Source organism: Streptomyces sp. NBC_01190 (genome assembly GCF_045039895.1).
Classification (GTDB): Bacteria; Actinomycetota; Actinomycetes; order Streptomycetales; family Streptomycetaceae; genus Actinacidiphila.
This window is the reverse complement of record NZ_CP108580.1, coordinates 6,091,519-6,108,079: the sequence shown is the minus strand read 5'-3', so window position 1 is coordinate 6,108,079 and position 16,561 is coordinate 6,091,519. Positions and strand designations below refer to the sequence as shown.

17 protein-coding genes and 2 tRNA genes are annotated in these 16,561 nt (G+C 72.6%); 6 read left to right on the top strand and 13 right to left on the bottom strand.

Annotated elements, in window-relative coordinates; all coding sequences use genetic code 11:
* Nucleotides 1-16 precede the first annotated feature (16 nt).
* Entirely contained in the window at nucleotides 17-2,233 is a 2,217-nt protein-coding gene (gene recG, locus OG519_RS25755; RefSeq protein WP_405588431.1) for an ATP-dependent DNA helicase RecG, read from the bottom strand.
* Nucleotides 2,234-2,794: 561 nt separating this feature from the next.
* Complete coding sequence (locus tag OG519_RS25750) at nucleotides 2,795-4,600, bottom strand: DAK2 domain-containing protein (protein WP_405588429.1); 1,806 nt, start codon at nucleotides 4,598-4,600, stop codon at nucleotides 2,795-2,797.
* A 262-nt stretch (nucleotides 4,601-4,862) separates the two neighbouring features.
* Here OG519_RS25750 and rpmB point away from each other — a divergent pair, with 262 nt between their 5' ends.
* Nucleotides 4,863-5,048, top strand: a complete 186-nt coding sequence (gene rpmB / locus OG519_RS25745) for a 50S ribosomal protein L28 (protein ID WP_033173090.1) — start codon at nucleotides 4,863-4,865, stop codon at nucleotides 5,046-5,048.
* A 155-nt stretch (nucleotides 5,049-5,203) separates the two neighbouring features.
* Here rpmB and thiD read toward each other — a convergent pair whose 3' ends face one another.
* Together thiD and OG519_RS25735 are read right to left on the bottom strand one after the other, a co-directional pair.
* On the bottom strand, nucleotides 5,204-6,016 hold the full coding sequence (thiD, locus tag OG519_RS25740; RefSeq protein ID WP_405592991.1) for a bifunctional hydroxymethylpyrimidine kinase/phosphomethylpyrimidine kinase: 813 nt from the start codon (nucleotides 6,014-6,016) through the stop codon (nucleotides 5,204-5,206).
* 74 nt (nucleotides 6,017-6,090) lie between these two features.
* Nucleotides 6,091-7,056: a thiamine-phosphate kinase gene (locus tag OG519_RS25735; protein WP_405588426.1), complete on the bottom strand. Its 966-nt coding sequence runs from the start codon at nucleotides 7,054-7,056 to the stop codon at nucleotides 6,091-6,093.
* Nucleotides 7,057-7,202: 146 nt separating this feature from the next.
* On the opposite strand from OG519_RS25735, the gene OG519_RS25730 reads away from it, so the two are divergent.
* On the top strand, nucleotides 7,203-7,436 hold the full coding sequence (locus tag OG519_RS25730; RefSeq protein WP_405588423.1) for an Lrp/AsnC family transcriptional regulator: 234 nt from the start codon (nucleotides 7,203-7,205) through the stop codon (nucleotides 7,434-7,436).
* Between the two features lie 42 nt (nucleotides 7,437-7,478).
* On the top strand, nucleotides 7,479-7,958 hold the full coding sequence (locus OG519_RS25725) for a DUF3515 domain-containing protein (RefSeq protein ID WP_405588420.1): 480 nt from the start codon (nucleotides 7,479-7,481) through the stop codon (nucleotides 7,956-7,958).
* Nucleotides 7,959-8,010: 52 nt separating this feature from the next.
* Here the strand turns inward: OG519_RS25725 and OG519_RS25720 are convergent, their stop codons facing one another.
* The 3 genes from OG519_RS25720 to OG519_RS25710 are packed head-to-tail and all read right to left on the bottom strand — an operon-like array spanning nucleotide 8,011 to nucleotide 10,886.
* Complete coding sequence (locus OG519_RS25720; protein ID WP_405588417.1) at nucleotides 8,011-9,147, bottom strand: D-alanine--D-alanine ligase family protein; 1,137 nt, start codon at nucleotides 9,145-9,147, stop codon at nucleotides 8,011-8,013.
* 12 nt (nucleotides 9,148-9,159) lie between these two features.
* On the bottom strand, nucleotides 9,160-10,161 hold the full coding sequence (locus tag OG519_RS25715) for an NAD(P)H-dependent glycerol-3-phosphate dehydrogenase (protein WP_405588415.1): 1,002 nt from the start codon (nucleotides 10,159-10,161) through the stop codon (nucleotides 9,160-9,162).
* A complete protein-coding gene (locus OG519_RS25710) occupies nucleotides 10,158-10,886 on the bottom strand; it encodes a lysophospholipid acyltransferase family protein (RefSeq protein ID WP_405588412.1) in 729 nt (242 codons plus the stop codon). The genes OG519_RS25715 and OG519_RS25710 overlap by 4 nt, the downstream gene beginning before the upstream one ends.
* A 166-nt stretch (nucleotides 10,887-11,052) precedes the next feature.
* Here OG519_RS25710 and cofC point away from each other — a divergent pair, with 166 nt between their 5' ends.
* Nucleotides 11,053-11,724, top strand: coding sequence for a 2-phospho-L-lactate guanylyltransferase (cofC, locus tag OG519_RS25705; protein WP_405588410.1), 672 nt, complete (start codon nucleotides 11,053-11,055; stop codon nucleotides 11,722-11,724).
* A 39-nt stretch (nucleotides 11,725-11,763) separates the two neighbouring features.
* Complete coding sequence (locus OG519_RS25700) at nucleotides 11,764-11,982, top strand: hypothetical protein (RefSeq protein ID WP_405588407.1); 219 nt, start codon at nucleotides 11,764-11,766, stop codon at nucleotides 11,980-11,982.
* Nucleotides 11,983-12,086: 104 nt separating this feature from the next.
* Here OG519_RS25700 and OG519_RS25695 read toward each other — a convergent pair whose 3' ends face one another.
* The 4 genes from OG519_RS25695 to leuC form a co-directional block, all read right to left on the bottom strand.
* Nucleotides 12,087-12,704, bottom strand: coding sequence for an HU family DNA-binding protein (locus OG519_RS25695; RefSeq protein ID WP_405588404.1), 618 nt, complete (start codon nucleotides 12,702-12,704; stop codon nucleotides 12,087-12,089).
* 134 nt (nucleotides 12,705-12,838) lie between these two features.
* Nucleotides 12,839-13,063 (bottom strand): hypothetical protein, encoded by a 225-nt coding sequence (locus OG519_RS25690; protein ID WP_405588401.1) that lies wholly within the window; start codon nucleotides 13,061-13,063, stop codon nucleotides 12,839-12,841.
* A 226-nt stretch (nucleotides 13,064-13,289) separates the two neighbouring features.
* Entirely contained in the window at nucleotides 13,290-13,886 is a 597-nt protein-coding gene (gene leuD, locus OG519_RS25685) for a 3-isopropylmalate dehydratase small subunit (protein ID WP_405588398.1), read from the bottom strand.
* Between the two features lie 4 nt (nucleotides 13,887-13,890).
* Nucleotides 13,891-15,324 carry a 3-isopropylmalate dehydratase large subunit gene (gene leuC, locus OG519_RS25680; protein WP_405588395.1) on the bottom strand — a complete coding sequence of 478 codons (1,434 nt, stop codon included), beginning with the start codon at nucleotides 15,322-15,324 and terminating at the stop codon, nucleotides 13,891-13,893.
* Between the two features lie 132 nt (nucleotides 15,325-15,456).
* Between leuC and ndgR the strand changes: the two genes are divergently transcribed.
* A complete protein-coding gene (gene ndgR / locus OG519_RS25675; protein ID WP_093737876.1) occupies nucleotides 15,457-16,173 on the top strand; it encodes an IclR family transcriptional regulator NdgR in 717 nt (238 codons plus the stop codon).
* 151 nt (nucleotides 16,174-16,324) lie between these two features.
* On the opposite strand, the gene OG519_RS25670 is transcribed toward ndgR, so the two are convergent.
* Both OG519_RS25670 and OG519_RS25665 read right to left on the bottom strand, forming a co-directional pair.
* Nucleotides 16,325-16,397 (bottom strand) — tRNA-Glu (locus OG519_RS25670).
* Nucleotides 16,398-16,461: 64 nt separating this feature from the next.
* Nucleotides 16,462-16,534 (bottom strand) — tRNA-Glu (locus tag OG519_RS25665).
* Nucleotides 16,535-16,561: the final 27 nt, after the last annotated feature.

Below are 16,561 nucleotides of genomic sequence, written 5' to 3'. Positions count from 1 at the left end.
CTCCCCCGTCCTGGGCTCAGCCCTTCTCCAGGAACTCCTCGCGGTCCGCGTCCAGCAGGCTCTCCAGGGCGCTGCGCAGGTCCGGGTGGCCGGTCAGCTCCGGGTCGGCGGCGACCACCGCGGTGGCCTCGTCGCGGGCCGCCGCGATGACCTCCTCGTCGTCGATGACGGTCAGCACCCGCAGCGAGGAGCGGCTGCCGGACTGGGCCTGGCCGAGCACATCGCCCTCCCGGCGCTGTTCCAGGTCGATCCGGGAGAGCTCGAAGCCGTCGAGGGTGGCGGCCACCGCGTCCAGCCGGGTGCGGGCCGGGCTCGCCTCGGGCGCCTCGGAGACCAGCAGGCACAGACCGGCGGCCGCGCCGCGGCCCACCCGGCCGCGCAGCTGGTGGAGCTGGGAGACGCCGAAGCGGTCCGCGTCCATGATCACCATCGCGGTGGCGTTCGGTACGTTCACCCCCACCTCGACCACGGTGGTGGCCACCAGGACGTCCACCTCGCCCGCGGTGAAGCGGCGCATCACGTCGTCCTTGGCGTCCGGTGCCATCCTGCCGTGCAGCACCTCGACCCGGAGCCCGGCGAGCGGGCCGGCGGCGAGCTGCTCGGCGGTCTCCAACACGGCGAGCGGCGGGCGGCGCTCGCCGTCGTCGGGGGCTTTCTTCCGGCCGCCCTGCCCGCTCTGCCCGGCGGCCCCTTCCTCGTCGTCGCCGATCCGCGGGCACACCACATACGCCTGGTGCCCGCCCTCGACCTCCTCCCGGACCCGCTCCCAGGCCCGCGCCAGGAAGTGCGGCTTCTCGGCGGCCGGTACGACATGGGTGGCGATCGGCGAACGCCCGGCCGGAAGCTGGTCGAGCACCGAGGTCTCCAGGTCGCCGAAGACCGTCATCGCCACCGTGCGGGGGATCGGGGTGGCCGTCATCACCAGCAGGTGCGGCGGCTGGCCGGCCTTGGCCCGCAGCGCGTCCCGCTGCTCCACGCCGAAGCGGTGCTGCTCGTCCACCACCACCAGGCCCAGGTCGTGGAACTTGACCTTGTCCTCGATCAGCGCGTGGGTGCCGATCACGATGCCCGCCTCGCCCGTGACCAGGTCGAGCAGCGCCCGCCGGCGGGCGGCGGTGCTCATCGAGCCGGTCAGCAGCACCACCTTCGTACCGAGGTCGGAGCCGCCGAGCATGCCGCCCTGGGCCAGCTCCCCCATCATCTCGGTCACCGACCGGTGGTGCTGCTGCGCCAGCACCTCGGTGGGCGCGAGCATCGCCGCCTGGCCGCCGGTGTCCACCACGCCGAGCATCGCGCGCAGCGCCACCAGCGTCTTGCCCGAGCCCACCTCGCCCTGGAGCAGCCGGTGCATCGGATGGTCGGTGGCGAGATCGGCGAAGATCTCCTCGCTCACCTTGCGCTGGCCGGCGGTGAGGGTGAAGGGCAGTTTCCGGTCGAACTCGGTCAGCAGCCCGTCGGGCCCCGGTGTCCTCGGTACGGCGGGCAGCGCCGACTCGTCGGCCCGCCGCCGGGCGAGCGCCACTTGCAGGACGAACGCCTCGTCCCACTTCAGCCGTCTGCGGGCGGTCTCGATATCGGCCTTGGTGCCCGGCCGGTGGATCTTCTCCAGCGCCTCCGGCAGCGGGGCGAGGTCCCGGGTCGACCGCAGCGCCGCCGGCAGCGGCTCCCCGACCCCGGCCCATCCGGTCGCGCCGAGCGAGTTCAGCGCGGTGTCGACGGCCTGCGCGATCTGCCACGAGGTGATCTGCTTGCACGCCGGATAGAGCGGGATCAGCCGGTTGGCGAAGGCGTCGACCGCCTCCTCGCCCTCGTCGGCGTCCAGCAACTGGTAATCGGGGTGCGCGAGTTGGCGGGTGCGGTTGAAGACGGAGACCTTGCCGGAGAACATGCCCCGGCGCCCCGGGATCAGCCGGTGCGCGTGCGCGTGCGCGGCCTTGCTGAAGAACACCAGGGTGAGCGAGCCGCTGCCGTCGGTGACCACCACCTCCAGGCGTACGCCCTTGCCGCCGCCGTACGTCCGCTTGTCCGCCTTGGCGATCTGCGCGACCACGGTCACGTACTCGTCCACCGGCAGATCGGCCAGCCGCGTCAGCTCCCCACGCTCGGCGTACCGCCGCGGGTAGTGGTGCAGCAGGTCTCCGACGGTGCGCAGGCCCATGTGCTCGTCCAGTACTTTGGCGGTGCGGTCACCGACAAGCTTCTTCAGCTCTTCGTCCAAGGGGTTGCCGCTCATCCCGCCCATCTTTACGCACGCCGCTGACATTTTTACCCTCGGCACCCCCGAACTGGACCCCCGCGTCCGACGCCCGAACGTCAGCCCCTTTGGTCCACTTCACGCTCCGGGGTTCGCCGGTAGCGACCGAGCCGAAGGCCGCGCCGGTGTCGAAAGGAAGAACGCGCGCAGCTTGCGAGGTACGAGTAAGCGAGCACGATCGACCGTCGACACCGGGTCTGAGCGGCCGGAGGCGAGGGCGCGGCAATAAGGGGCCAGGGCGGTGCCCATTCGCTCGGCGGCGCCCACCATGGGGCACCCCCAGGGCGGTACCCATGCGCCAAGGGGGTGCCCACCCTCCGGCGCCCTTACCTGCGAACGGCACCCGCCCCGGGCACCCGCGCCTAAAGCGGCGCCCCCCAGCGACCCTGCCCACGAACGGCACCCGCCCCCGGGCACCCGCGCTCAAGGCGGCGCCCACCCCCCAGCGACCCTACCTGCGAACGGCACCGCCCCTACGGCACCCGCGCGCTGGCGGCACCCACCCAGGGGTGCCCGCTGCGGCGCCTGCCATCGGGCTTCCTACTCCACCCCGATCAGCAGGGGCACCCCGCGCTGGCCGCCCTCGTAAGTCACCGTGTCGACGGCCAGGTGGACGTCGCGGACGTGGGACTCGATGCGGGGGGCGAGGTCGGCGGGGGCGGTGGAGCCGATGACGAGGGTGACGAGTTCGCCGCCGGCCGCCAGCATGCGATCGAGGACGGTGACCGCGGTGGCCGCGAGATCCGCGCCGATGACCGCGACATCGCCGTCGATGAGACCGAGGACGTCGCCGGCCTGGCAGACCCCCGCCATGGTCCAGGAGCGGTGTTCCGCGACGTTGAGCTCGGCGTAGCGGGTCGCGCCGGCCGCCGCGGTCATGGCGACGACGTCCTCGTCGAAGCGGCGGGTCGGTTCGTGGACGGCGAGGGCGGCGAGGCCCTGGACGGCGGAGCGGGTGGGGATGAGGGCGACCCGGACGCCCTCGGCGAGGGCCTGCTCGGCGGCGGCGCCCGCCGCGTGCCGCAGCTCGGTGTCGTTGGGCAGCAGCACGACCTCGCGGGCGTGGGCGCGGCGGATGGCGGCGGCGATCTCCCCGTCGGCGGGCTGTTCGCCGGGGCGTACGGCGACGACGGTGGCGCCCGCCTGGGCGCACAGCGCGGCGAGGCCCTCGCCGTGGACGAGGGCGACCACGGCCCGCTGGGCGGGCGCGCCGCCGCGGTTGCGGGCCTGCTCGCCGAAGTGGGTGACCCGCAGCCGGTACGGGCGGCCGGCCTCGATACCGGCTTCCACGGCGGCGCCCACGTCGTCGACGTGCACGTGCACGTTCCACAGGCCGTCGCCGCCGCCGACCACCAGGGAGTCACCGAGGGCATCGAGCCGGTCCCGGAGGGCGCGGACGGCCGCGGTGTCGCTGGTCTCCAGCAGGAAGACCACCTCGAAGGCGGGGCCGCCGGCGGCTCTGGCCTCCAGGTTCCCCTCCTCCGTGCAGAGCGGCCCGCCGTCCTCGTCCGGCGCGACGGCGCCGCCCCCCTGCTCGACGTGCCCGACCTGCCAGACCTGCCCGACCTGTCCGACCTGTCCGACCTGTTCGGCCGACCCGGGCCGCTCGGATCCCGCCGGGCCCCCGTGCGGGTGAGTGAAGGATGTACCGGAACCGCCCGCCGCGCCCGGCTGCGGCCCGAGCGGTGGTTCGCCGGTCACCGCCTCGCAGAGCGCGCCGAGGATGGCCACCAGGCCGAGGCCGCCCGCGTCGACGACGCCCGCCCGGCGCAGCGCGCCGAGTTGGCCGGGGGTGCCGGCCAGGGCGGCCAGCGCCCCGGCGTGGGCGGCGCGTACGACGTCGGTGAGGTCCCCCTCGGTGTCGCGGGCGGCGTGGGCCGCGCCGGTGGCGACGCTGAGCATGGTGCCCTCGACCGGCCGGGCCACCGCCGCGTACGCGGCGGCGGCGGCGGCGAGCAGCGCGTGCCGGAGCGCGGCGGCCTGTCCGGTGCGGGGCGGGGCGCCGTTCTCGGCCGGGAGCGCCAGCGCGTCGTTCATGCCGCGCAGCAACTGGGCGAGGATGGTGCCGGAGTTGCCGCGGGCGCCGATCAGCGCGCCGTGGGACATGGCCCGGAAGGACTCCCGCAGGGTCGGGAGCGCGCCCCGGCGGTCGGCGCCCGGGGCGTCGAAGACCGCTTCGACGGCTTCGGCGGCGGACTCGACGGTCAGATAGAGGTTGGTGCCGGTGTCACCGTCCGCGACCGGGTAGACGTTGATCGCGTCGATCTCCTCGCGGGCCCGCCCCAGCGCGTCGAGGGAGAGTCGGCACCAGGCGCGCACGGCGGAAGCGTCGAGCGAGGGTGGCAACAGGTCCTCCTGGGACGCCGGAACGTGCGGGCTGCTGCTGGTGAGGGTATCCGTGCGGCGGACGATGATTCCCGTCCGGCGGTCAGGGGCGGGGTCCCGGCGGCCGGCCACGGGGAGGGCGGCAGCCGCCGCGCACGGCGGGGGCGGTGCCCCGGCCGTGGTAGTTTCGTTGAACGGGAGTGGCCGTTGTATGCTGCTCCGGTTGCCCGGGGCTCTCTCGGGCTTTTCATCGTAAATGCATCTGAAGTCTTTGGAGTGACCCGTGGCTGCCAACTGCGACGTATGCGGCAAGGGGCCGGGCTTCGGCAACAGCATCTCCCACTCGCACCGCCGTACCCCGCGTCGTTGGAACCCCAACATCCAGCGCGTGCGTGCGGTCGTCGGGAAGACGCCGAAGCGGCTCAACGTCTGCACCTCGTGCATCAAGGCCGGCAAGGTCTCGCGCTGAGCGAGCGGTGACTCTCCGCGCGAGCGGGGGCGATCCGGTCTCGCGCCGACGCGTTTCGTCGTAGCAGCGCAGCCTTTGCGGCTACTGGAAGCCGATCCACCTCACGGTGGATCGGCTTTTCGGCGTCTGCCGGCGAGCGGTTGCCGCCCGGCGGGTCAGCGGTGCCGCCAGCCGTGGTCCACCGGCCCGATGCCCGCGCCCAGCGCGAAGCCGGCCGCGATGGCGCCGGTGACGTACTCCTTCGCCAGCCCGACCGCGGCCGGCGGCCGGTGGCCCAGGGCGAGATACGAGGCGATCGCGGCGGCCAGGGTGCAGCCGGTGCCGTGGGTGTGCCGGTTGTCATGGCGCGGGCTCCGGTACCAGTGTTCTTCCCGGCCGTCGGAGAGCAGATCGACGGCGTGGCCGCTGTCCGGGAGATGGCCGCCTTTGATGAGCGCCCACCGCGGACCGTGGCCGAGTACGGCGGCCGCGGCGGCCCGCATGCCCGGCTCGTCGGTCACCACGATCCCGGTGAGCTGGGCCACCTCGTCCAGGTTGGGGGTGGCGACGGTGGCGAGGGGCAGCAGCCGGGTCCGTACGACGTCCAGTGCCTCGGTGGTGAGCAGCGGGTCGCCGTGTTTGGAGACGGCGACCGGGTCGACCACGACGGGCACGCCCTGGCGGTGGGTGAGTTCGCCGAGGAGTTCGGCGACGGTGGCGGCGAGCGGGGCGGAGGAGAGCATGCCGGTCTTGACGGCCTGCACCCCGATGTCGTCCACCACCGCGTGGAACTGGGCGCGGACCGCCTCGTCCGGCAGTTCCCAGGCGCCGCGCACCCCCAGCGAGTTCTGCGCGGTGACCGCGGTGACGACGCTCATGCCGTGCGCACCGAGGGCGAGCATGGTCTTGAGGTCGGCCTGGAGGCCGGCGCCGCCGCCGGAGTCCGAGCCGGCGACGGTGAGCACCCGGGCAGGCGCGGTCGGTCCCACGGGCCGCCCGTCCGCCAGCGCGTGATCCGCCCGGGCCGCGGGCTTCACGCCCGGCCCCGTACCGTCGCTCCCGCTCACGGCTGCTCGCCGAAGTGGTCCCAGCCGCCGGCCTGGTCCCAGGGCGCGCCGTCGACGGTGACCTGCGGGACGCGCCCGGCGGGCGCGGTGGTCCCGCCGATGATCCGCCAGCGGGCGGGGAGTTTCGCGTCCCGGGGGAAGGCGGCGACGATGGCGTGGTCCTCGCCGCCGCTCAGCACCCAGTGCAGCGGGTCGACGCCGACGGCCTGGCCGATGTCGGACATCTGGGCGGGCACATCGACGTCGGCCGAGCGCAGATCGATGTCCACGCCGCTGGCGGCGGCGATATGGCCGAGGTCGGCGACCAGGCCGTCGCTGACGTCGGTCATCGCGGTCGCGCCGAGTTCGGCGGCCGCGGGCCCGGCGTGGTACGGGGGTTCGGGACGGCGGTGGGCCTCGACGAAGGCGCGCGGGGAGCGGAACCCGCGGGAGAGCACGGCGAGTCCGGCGGCGGACCAGCCGAGCCAGCCGGTGACGGCGATGATGTTGCCGGGGCGGGCTCCCGATCGGGTGACCGGGGCGCGGCCCCGCAGGTCACCCAGAGCGGTGATGGCGACGGTGATGGCGTCACCGCGGACGACGTCACCGCCGACCACCGCGGCGCCGGCCACCTGGCACTCGTCGCGGATGCCGTCCATCAGCTCGACCGGCCAGGTGGCGGGGAGTTCGGCGGGGACGACGAGGCCGAGCAGTACGGCGGTGGGGAAGGCGCCCATGGCGGCGATGTCGGCGAGGTTCTGCGCGGCGGCCTTGCGGCCCACGTCGTAGGCGGTGGACCAGTCGCGGCGGAAGTGGCGGCCTTCGAGGAGCACGTCGGTGGTGGCCACCACCCGGCGGTCGGGCGCGGCGATCACGGCCGCGTCGTCACCGGGGCCGAGTTCCACCGCCGGGGTCGAGGTGAGGCGCGAGGTCAGCTCCCTGATGAGCCCGAACTCCCCCAGCTCCCCCACGGTCCCCTTCATCACTTCGTCCCCTTCACTGCGTTCGGTGGCGTGTTTCCCGGCAATACGGGGGCCGGGTACCGCGCGGGTCTCCCCGCTGTGCGCGACGACGCGATAACGTGGCGTCCCCCCTTCCACATGATCCTCGAAGCCGCCCTGGAGGTTCCGTGGTACAGGCGTACATCCTGATCCAGACCGAGGTCGGCAAAGCCTCGGCAGTAGCGGAGGTGATCTCCAAGATTGACGGAGTCATCCAGGCCGAGGACGTCACAGGTCCCTATGACGTCATCGTCCGGGCACAGGCCCCCACGGTCGACGAACTCGGCCGCATGGTGGTCGCCAAGGTCCAGCAGGTGGACGGCATCACCCGAACCCTGACCTGTCCAGTCGTACATATCTAGTCCCCCAGCGAGCCGCTTTCGGGGCTCTTCTATGCTCGGCAGGTGAGATTCCACCGCCGGGCCCTACTGATAGCCGTGTCCGCCGTCGCAGGTCTGTCCGCGGCGGCGGTCTACGCTTTCCGGCCGGCTTCCGACGAACGGGTCGCCGTACCGGTGCCCGGCGCGCGTGCCGCCGCCTACTGCGCCGCGCTGCACGCCCAGTTGCCGGCCAAGCTCGACGGCCTCTCCGAGCATGATCTCAAGCCGGTCTCCGATCTCACCGCCGGGTGGGGCGATCCGCTGATCGTGCTGCGCTGCGGGGTGCCGCGGCCCGCGGTGGACGCGGATCCGCAGACGGTCGCGGTGGAGGTGAACGGCGTGACCTGGTCGTACGAGCAGGTCACGAACGGCGGCGTGCGGATGACCACGACGCTGCGCAAGGCGTATGTGGAGGTGCTGCTGCCGCCGAAGTACGCCCATGACACGGGTCCGCTGGTGGACCTCGCCAAGCCGGTCGAGCACACGATCCCGGAGGGGGTCTGAGCCGCCCTCCGGGATCCTTCGCGCGGTCAGCGCGATCAGCGCGGACCCGCGGTCAGCGCAGACCGGTGGCCCGGCGGAGCGCCGCCTGGATCAGCAGGTCGATGAGTTCGGGGTAGCTCACCCCGGTCTCCTGCCACATCCGCGGATACATCGAGATGGGGGTGAAGCCCGGCATGGTGTTGATCTCGTTGATCACGAACTCGCCGCTGTCCAGCAGGAAGAAGTCGGCGCGGACCAGCCCCTCGCAGGAGGCCGCCTCGAACGCGGCCACCGCGAGCCGCCGTACCTCGGCGGTCTGCCGGTCGGAGAGCGGCGCGGGCACGATGCCCTCGGCCGAGTCGATGTACTTGGCGTCGAAGTCGTAGAAGTCCTGGGCGCCGGCCGCCGGGATCTCGGCGGGCAGCGAGGCGCGCGGCCCGTCCTCGAACTCCAGCACACCGCACTCGATCTCGCGACCGCGCAGCAGCGCCTCGACGATGATCTTGGGGTCGTGCCGGCGGGCCTCGGTGATCGCCGCGTCCAGTCCGTCGGGGTCCTCGACCCGGCTGATGCCGAAGGAGGAGCCGGCCCGGGCCGGTTTGATGAACAGCGGCCAGCCGTGCGCGCCGGCGAAGTCGGTGACCTTGCGGCGCACGGCCTCCGGGCTGCGGTCCCACTCGCGCGGTCTGATCACCGTGTACGGGCCGACGGCGAGCCCGAAGGAGGTGAAGATCCGCTTCATGTACTCCTTGTCCATGCCGACGGCGGAGGCGAGGACGCCCGAGCCGACGTAGGGGACGCCGGAGAGTTCCAGCAGGCCCTGGAGGGTGCCGTCCTCTCCGTAGGGTCCGTGCAGCAGCGGGAGGACGACATCGACCTCGCCGAGTGCCTTGGGCACGGCGCCGGCCTCGGTGTAGACGATTTCGCGGCTGGCCGGGTCGACCGGCAGCACCACGGCGCCCTCATGGTCGGTGACCTGCTCGACGGTGGGCATCCGGCGGTCGGCGATGGCCATCCGCTCCGGCTCGTCGGCGGTGAGCGCCCAGCGGCCTTCGGAGGTGATGCCGATGGGCAGGACGTCGTACTTGTCGCGGTCGATGGCGCGCAGCACGCTGGCGGCGGTCACCACGGACACTCCGTGCTCGGAGCTGCGGCCGCCGAAGACGACGGCCACCCGCGGTTTGCGGTCGAACTTGTGCACGTTGCTCATACCGCCGTGACCTTACCGTTCCGGCTTCGCCGAGCGTGACATCAACTCTTTGACCGCCACCAGGGGCGGCTTCCCGTTGTGCACGATGTCGACCACGGTCTCGGTGATCGGCATGTCGACGCCGTGTCTGCGGGCGAGATCGGCCACCGATTCGCAGGACTTGACGCCCTCGGCGGTCCGGCTGGTGGCCGCGATCGTCTCGTCGAGGCTCATGCCGCGGCCGAGGTTGTGGCCGAAGGTGTTGTTGCGGGACAGCGGTGAGGAGCAGGTGGCCACCAGGTCGCCCATGCCGGCCAGCCCGGCGAAGGTGTACGGGTCGGCGCCCATCGCCAGCCCAAGCCGGGTGGTCTCGGCGAGACCGCGGGTGATCAGCGACGCCTTGGTGTTGTCGCCCAGGCCCATGCCGCCGGCGATGCCGACGGCGAGCGCGATGACGTTCTTCACCGCGCCGCCGAGTTCACAGCCGACCACGTCGGTGTTGGTGTACGGGCGGAAGTACGCGGTGTGGCAGGCGGCCTGGAACCGGCGGGCCACCGACTCGTCCTCGCAGGCCACCACGGAGGCGGCGGGCTGCCGGGCGGCGATCTCGGAGGAGAGGTTGGGCCCGGACAGCACGGCGATACGGTCCGGGCCCGCCTTGGTGACGTCCTCGATCACCTCGCTCATCCGCTTGGCGGTGCCGAGTTCGACGCCCTTCATCAGGCTGACCAGCACCGCGTCCGGGTGGAGCAGCGGCGCCCAGGCGGCGAGGGCGGTACGCAGTTCCTGCGAGGGAATGGCGAGTATCACGAACTCGGCGTCGGCGGCCGCCGCGGCGGGGTCGGCGGTCGCGGTGATCGCGGCGGGCAGTTCGAGGCCGGGGAAGTACTCGGGGTTGGTGCGGGTGCTGTTGATGGCGGCGACGAGTTCGGGGCGGCGCCCCCACAGCGAGACCTGGCAGCCGGCGTCGGCGAGCACCATGGCGAACGCGGTACCCCAGGAGCCGGTGCCGTAGACCGCGCAGCGGACGGTCATGCCTCCTCCCGTGCCTGCCCGGCCGCCTTGCGCGGGTCGAAGAGGCCGGGCGGCGCGGGTTCGCCGCGGACCTCGGCGAGCAGTTCCTTCACCGCTCTCATGATCGCCTCGGTCACTTCGCGGAGCACCTCGGCGCTGGGTTCCTTGCCGTACCAGGCGTTCAGGTCGACCGGCGGCCCGGCCAGCACGCGGTGCGTCTTGCGCGGCAGGAAGCTGGCCTTCTTCGCGTACGGCGGCAGGAACTCGTTGGCGCCCCACTGGGCGATCGGGATGACGGGGGCCTTGGTGAGCAGGGCGACCCGGGCGACACCGGTCTTGCCGCTCATCGGCCACAGGTCGGGGTCCCGGGTGAGGGTGCCCTCGGGGTAGAAGGCCACGCATTCGCCGCTGTTGACCGCGTCGACGGCGGCGCGGAACGCGGCGGCGGCGTCCGTGCTGGCCCGGATGACCGGGATCTGGCCGGTGCCGCGCAGGATGGCGCCTACGAAGGGGGGCTTGAAGAGGGCGGCTTTGGCGAGGAAGCGCGGGACCCGGCCGGTGTTGTACTGGAAATGCGCATAGAGCAGCGGGTCGAGGTAGGAGTTGTGGTTCACCGCCGTGAGGAATCCGCCCTCGGCCGGAATGTGCTCCTTTCCCCGCCAATCGCGCTTGAAGAGCACAATGAGCGGCGGCTTCGCGATGGCGGCCGCCAGGCGGTACCAGAAACCGATTCTGCGGCGGGACACCCGGACTCCTCTTCGTTCGCTGGCGCCGCGCAGGCGTCGCGGCTAGGGAGGAGGTTACGCCCCCCGCCGCGCGCGGCAGCGGGGACGGGTGAGACCCGAGCGGCTGATCAGCGGGCCGCCCGGCCACAATGGCTGGACGGGATCACGGGATGGCGGGGATGGGTGGATGACGGGAACCACGTGGTCGCTGGTGGTGCCGTTGAAACCGCTTGCGGTCGCCAAGAGCCGTCTCGCGCCGGTGCGGGTGCCGGGTGCGGGACGTCCCGCGCTCGCGCTGGCGTTCGCGGTGGACACGGTGGCCGCGGCGCTCGGCTGCCCGGCGGTGGCGGACGTGACGGTGGTCACCGACGACGAGGTGGCGGCGGCGGAAATGGCCGCGCTGGGGGCGTTCGTGGTGGCGGACGGGCCGGCCGCCGGGCTGAACGCGGCGCTGCGGCATGGCGCCGAGGCGGTCAGAAACCGCAGGGCCGCCGCTCCGGTCGCGGCGCTGAACGCCGATCTCCCGGCCTTGCGGCCGGCTGAGCTGTCCATGGTCCTGCGCGAGGCCGTACGGGCCCAGGAGCGGGCTTTTCTCGCCGATGCGGCCGGTACGGGGACAACCTTGCTCACCGCGCCGCCGCACGCCGACCTCTCCCCCGCCTTCGGCGGCCCCTCCCGAGCCCGCCACCTCGCCGGCGGCGCCCGCGAGATCCTCCTCCCCGACGTCCCCTCCGTCCGCCAGGACGTCGACACCCCCGCCGACCTCCGATCCGCCCTGACCCTCGGCGTCGGCCCCCGAACCAGCCGCCTTGTTGCCGCCTTCTCACCTCCGGGCGCGGAGGTGAACCCGGCGGGTTGACCCTCCCCGTGCCCGGCGGGCGGCAAATAGGCTGGGGGCATGCAGGCAACCGCGTTTACTTTTGATGCTCGGACCCGGGCCGGCAGTGTGCTGCTGGACGACGGGACGCCGGTGGAGTTCGACGCCGCCGCGTTCGACGCCGGGGGGCTGCGGCTGTTGCGGCCGGGGCAGCGGGTGCGGATCCGCACCGAGGGGTCGGGCGGGGAGCGCCGCGTGGTGTTCGTGACGCTCCAGACCTTCCCCGACCCGCGGGCGTAGCCCGGCGCGGGGGGCCGCGGCGCCCCGGGGACATGGCGCGGGCCGGGCTCCCCTGCACAGGGGGCCCGGCCCGTCGCGGTGGAGCGGCCGATCGCGCGGCCCGGCTATCCCCTCGCGGCGGCGGCGCGCTTCGCGGTGGTCTTGCGGGCCGAGGCCCGCTTGCCCGGGCTCTTCTTGGCGGCCGACTTCTTGGCCGGCGAGGACCGCTTGGCGGTGGTCTTCTTCGCCGCGCTCTTCTTCGCCGCCGACTTCTTCGCGGTGGTGGTCTTCTTCGCCGCGGTCTTCTTGGCGGCGGCGGTGGTCTTCTTGGCCGCCGTGCCGCGGGTGCTGGTGGCCTTCTTCGCCGCCGCCTTCTTGGTGGTGGTCCTGGCGGTGGTGGACGGACCGCCGCTCAGGCTGCCCTTGGGGGCCTTCTTGACGGAGACCTCGCCGCCCCGCGGAAGCTTCTTCGAACCGCTCACCAGGTCCTTGAAGCCCTGTCCCGCGCGGAACCGCGGCACGGAGGTCTTCTTCACCCGGACCCGCTCCCCGGTCTGGGGGTTGCGGGCGTAGCGGGCCGGACGCTCGACCTTCTCGAATGACCCGAAACCGGTGACCGAGACCCGTTCGCCGGCCACCACCGAGCGGACGATCGCGTCGAGAACCGCGTCAACCGCTTCCGCGGCGGACTGTCGACCGCCCACCTTGTCGGCAATCGCTTCTACGAGCTGCGCCTTGTTCACGTCTTCCCCTATCGGAAACTTGCCCGGCGAATGAGTACGGGCTGATTTCGCACGCTAGGCGGATATATACCGCAAATCAAATACGAAACGGGCGAATCACCCTTGTGCCGCAACGAACTCGGTGCCTCCGGCGATCAGCGATCGGGGATTCCGAGGTCGTCCAACTCAGCCGTTAACACGTCCGGACACCGTGCCGCGCCGACCGGATCGCGCCGCGCCGGCGCGGTCACCGCGAGCACCCGCCGACTCGACTCCGGCCGTGTGCCACCTGGGACTTCGGGGTTCGCGACGTGGGTGCGGGCGTGCTTCAAACGCGCCGCCGGAACCCCGTGGAGCTCGAGTTGGCTGTCGCGTTCCATGCGTCGATTGTGCCATCTGCGGCGAGTTGTCGGGAGCGACAGGGCCAACCGGGTGTGCCGCGGCGCTTTCACCGGACCACGAGGGGCTCCGAACCGGGTTTGAGAACACGTCGGAACACGCCGAAGCGCCCCCCGCGACGGGCGGGGGGCGCTTCGGGTTCGTGCCGGGTGAGCGCGTGTCTCTCGGGGCTGTCGGGCCTGGGGGCCTTCGTCGGGGCCCGTCGGCTCAGCTGTGGACGACGGTGCTCGGCTTGAAGGACGGCCGGCTCGCCTCGAACGCGGCGATGTCCGCCTCGTTCGCCAGCGTCAGACTGATGTCGTCGAGCCCTTCGAGCAGCCGCCAGCGGGCGTTGTCGTCGAGTTCGAAGGTCGCGGTGACGCCTTCGGCGCGGACCTCCCGGGCCACCAGGTCGACGGTGATCTCCGCGGTCGGGTCCGCCTCGGTGAGCTTCCACAGCCGCTCGACGGTTTCCTGCGGCAGCACCACGGTGAGCAGGCCGTTCTTCAGCGAGTTGCCGCGGAAGATGTCGGCGAACCGGGACGAGAGCACGGTTTTGAAGCCGTAGTTCTGGAGCGCCCAGACGGCGTGCTCGCGCGAGGAGCCGGTACCGAAGTCGGGGCCCGCCACCAGCACGGTGGCGCCCTGCCGCTCGGGCGCGTTGAGGATGAAGCCGGCGTCCTTGCGCCAGGCCTCGAAGAGCCCGTCCTCGAAACCGTCGCGGGTGACCTTCTTCAGCCAGTGCGCGGGGATGATCTGGTCGGTGTCGACGTTGCTGCGGCGCAGCGGTACGGCCCGGCCGGTGTGGGTGGTGAAGGCTTCCATGGGCTCAGACTCCCTCGAGGGCGGGCGCCTCAGGGGCGTCGGACAGGTCTGCGGGCGAGGCGAGGTGGCCGAGCACGGCGGTGGCGGCGGCCACCTGCGGGGAGACCAGGTGCGTACGGCCGCCCTTGCCCTGCCGTCCTTCGAAGTTGCGGTTGGAGGTGGACGCGGAGCGCTCGCCGGGGGCCAGTTGGTCGGGGTTCATACCCAGGCACATCGAGCAACCCGCGTGCCGCCATTCGGCGCCGGCCGCGGTGAACACCTGGTCCAGGCCCTCCTCGACGGCTTGCAGCGCGACCCGTACCGAGCCGGGCACGACCAGCATGCGGACGCCGTCGGCGACCCGGCGGCCCTCGACCACGGACGCGGCGGCCCGCAGGTCCTCGATCCGGCCGTTGGTGCAGGAACCGACGAAGACGGTGTCGACCTTGACGTCGCGCAGCGGCTGGCCGGCCGACAGGCCCATGTACTCCAGGGCCTTCTCGGCGGCGAACCGGTCGCTGGGGTCGGCGAAGGACGCCGGGTCCGGCACGGCCGCGCTCAGCGGCGCGCCCTGGCCGGGGTTGGTGCCCCAGGTGACGAACGGGGTGAGGGTGGCCGCGTCGATCCGCACCTCGTGGTCGAAGACCGCGTCCTCGTCGGTCCGCAGCGTCGACCAGTAGGCGAGGGCCGCGTCCCAGTCGGCGCCCTCGGGGGCGTGCGCGCGCCCTTGGAGGTAGTCGAACGTGGTCTGGTCGGGGGCGATCATGCCGGCCCTGGCGCCCGCCTCGATCGACATGTTGCAGACGGTCATCCGGGCTTCCATCGACAGCTTCTCGATGGCCGAGCCGCGGTATTCGATGACGTAGCCCTGGCCGCCGCCGGTGCCGATCTGGGTGATGACGGCGAGGATCAGGTCCTTGGCCGTGACGCCGTCGGGCAGTTCGCCGTCGACGGTGACCGCCATGGTCCTGAACGGGGCGAGCGGCAGCGTCTGGGTGGCCAGCACATGCTCGACCTGCGAGGTGCCGATGCCGAACGCCAGCGCGCCGAAGGCCCCGTGGGTGGAGGTGTGCGAGTCGCCGCAGACCACCGTGGTGCCGGGCTGGGTCAGTCCGAGCTGCGGGCCGACCACGTGCACGACGCCCTGTTCGACGTCGCCGAGCGAGTGCAGCCGGACCCCGAAGTCGGCGCAGTTCTTGCGCAGCGTCTCGAGCTGGGTGCGGGAGACCGGGTCGGCGATCGGCTTGTCGATGTCGAGGGTCGGGGTGTTGTGGTCCTCGGTGGCGATGGTGAGGTCGGTACGACGCACCCGCCGGCCGTTCATCCGCAGCCCGTCGAACGCCTGGGGGCTGGTCACCTCGTGCAGCAGGTGGAGATCGATGAAGAGCAGATCGGGTTCGCCTTCGGCGCGGCGGACGACGTGGTCGTCCCAGACTTTTTCCGCGAGTGTCCTACCCATCGCTGTCCCTCCGGCCCGCGGCGCCTTCGCCCGGGCCAACTCGGTATGTGTCCTGCGCTGTGCCTTCCAGCGTGACGCGTTCCCCCGGAATATGAACTTGCGTTTCATAGTGTGAGACGCGAGTATCGTTGCATGGACAACTCTAGCGGCGTCGGCGTTCTCGACAAGGCGGCTCTGGTGCTCAGCGCGCTGGAGTCCGGTCCGGCCACCCTGGCCGGTCTCGTGGGCGCCACCGGGCTGGCCCGCCCCACCGCGCACCGGCTGGCGGTCGCGCTCGAGCACCACCGGATGGTGGCTCGTGACATGCAGGGGCGCTTCATCCTGGGCCCCCGGCTCTCCGAGCTGGCCGCCGCGGCCGGCGAGGACCGGTTGCTGGCCACCGCGGGTCCTGTCCTGACCCATCTGCGGGACGTCACGGGTGAGAGCGCCCAGCTCTACCGGCGCCAGGGCGACATGCGGATCTGTGTGGCGGCGGCCGAGCGGCTGTCCGGACTGCGGGACACCGTCCCGGTGGGCTCCACCCTGCCGATGAAGGCCGGGTCGGCGGCCCAGGTGCTGATGGCTTGGGAGGAGCCGGAGCGGCTGCACCGCGGGCTCCAGGGCGCCAGGTTCACCGCGACCGCCCTGTCCGGGGTGCGGCGCCGGGGCTGGTCGCAGTCGATCGGCGAGCGGGAGCCGGGCGTGGCGTCGGTCTCCGCGCCGGTCCGCGGCCCCTCCAACCGCGTGGTCGCCGCGGTCTCCGTCTCCGGCCCGATCGAGCGGCTGACCCGCCACCCGGGGCGGATGCACGCGCAGGCCGTGGTGGACGCGGCCGGCCGGCTGAGCGAGGCGCTGCGGCGCACCGGCTGAGGTCGGCCGCAACCACCCGCTCGGGCAGGGCGGTTGGGCATCCTGAGATGCGGACCCGGAAAGGCCGGCCCGGAGACGCCGACGACCCGAGGCGCGGACCCGCGAGACGCCAAAAGCCCGCCGCAGATGCGACGGGCTTTGCTGGTTCGCGTACCCCCGACCGGATTCGAACCGGCGCTACCGCCTTGAGAGGGCGGCGTGCTAGGCCACTACACAACGGGGGCCTTTGGCGATCCTCACGTCATTCCGGCCGGGAGCGACCCGACGGGAAGGGAAAGAGAGGATCTGTACCCCCGACCGGATTCGAACCGGCGCTACCGCCTTGAGAGGGCGGCGTGCTAGGCCACTACACAACGGGGGCTCGCACTTCGCAGAACTGAGCTATGCG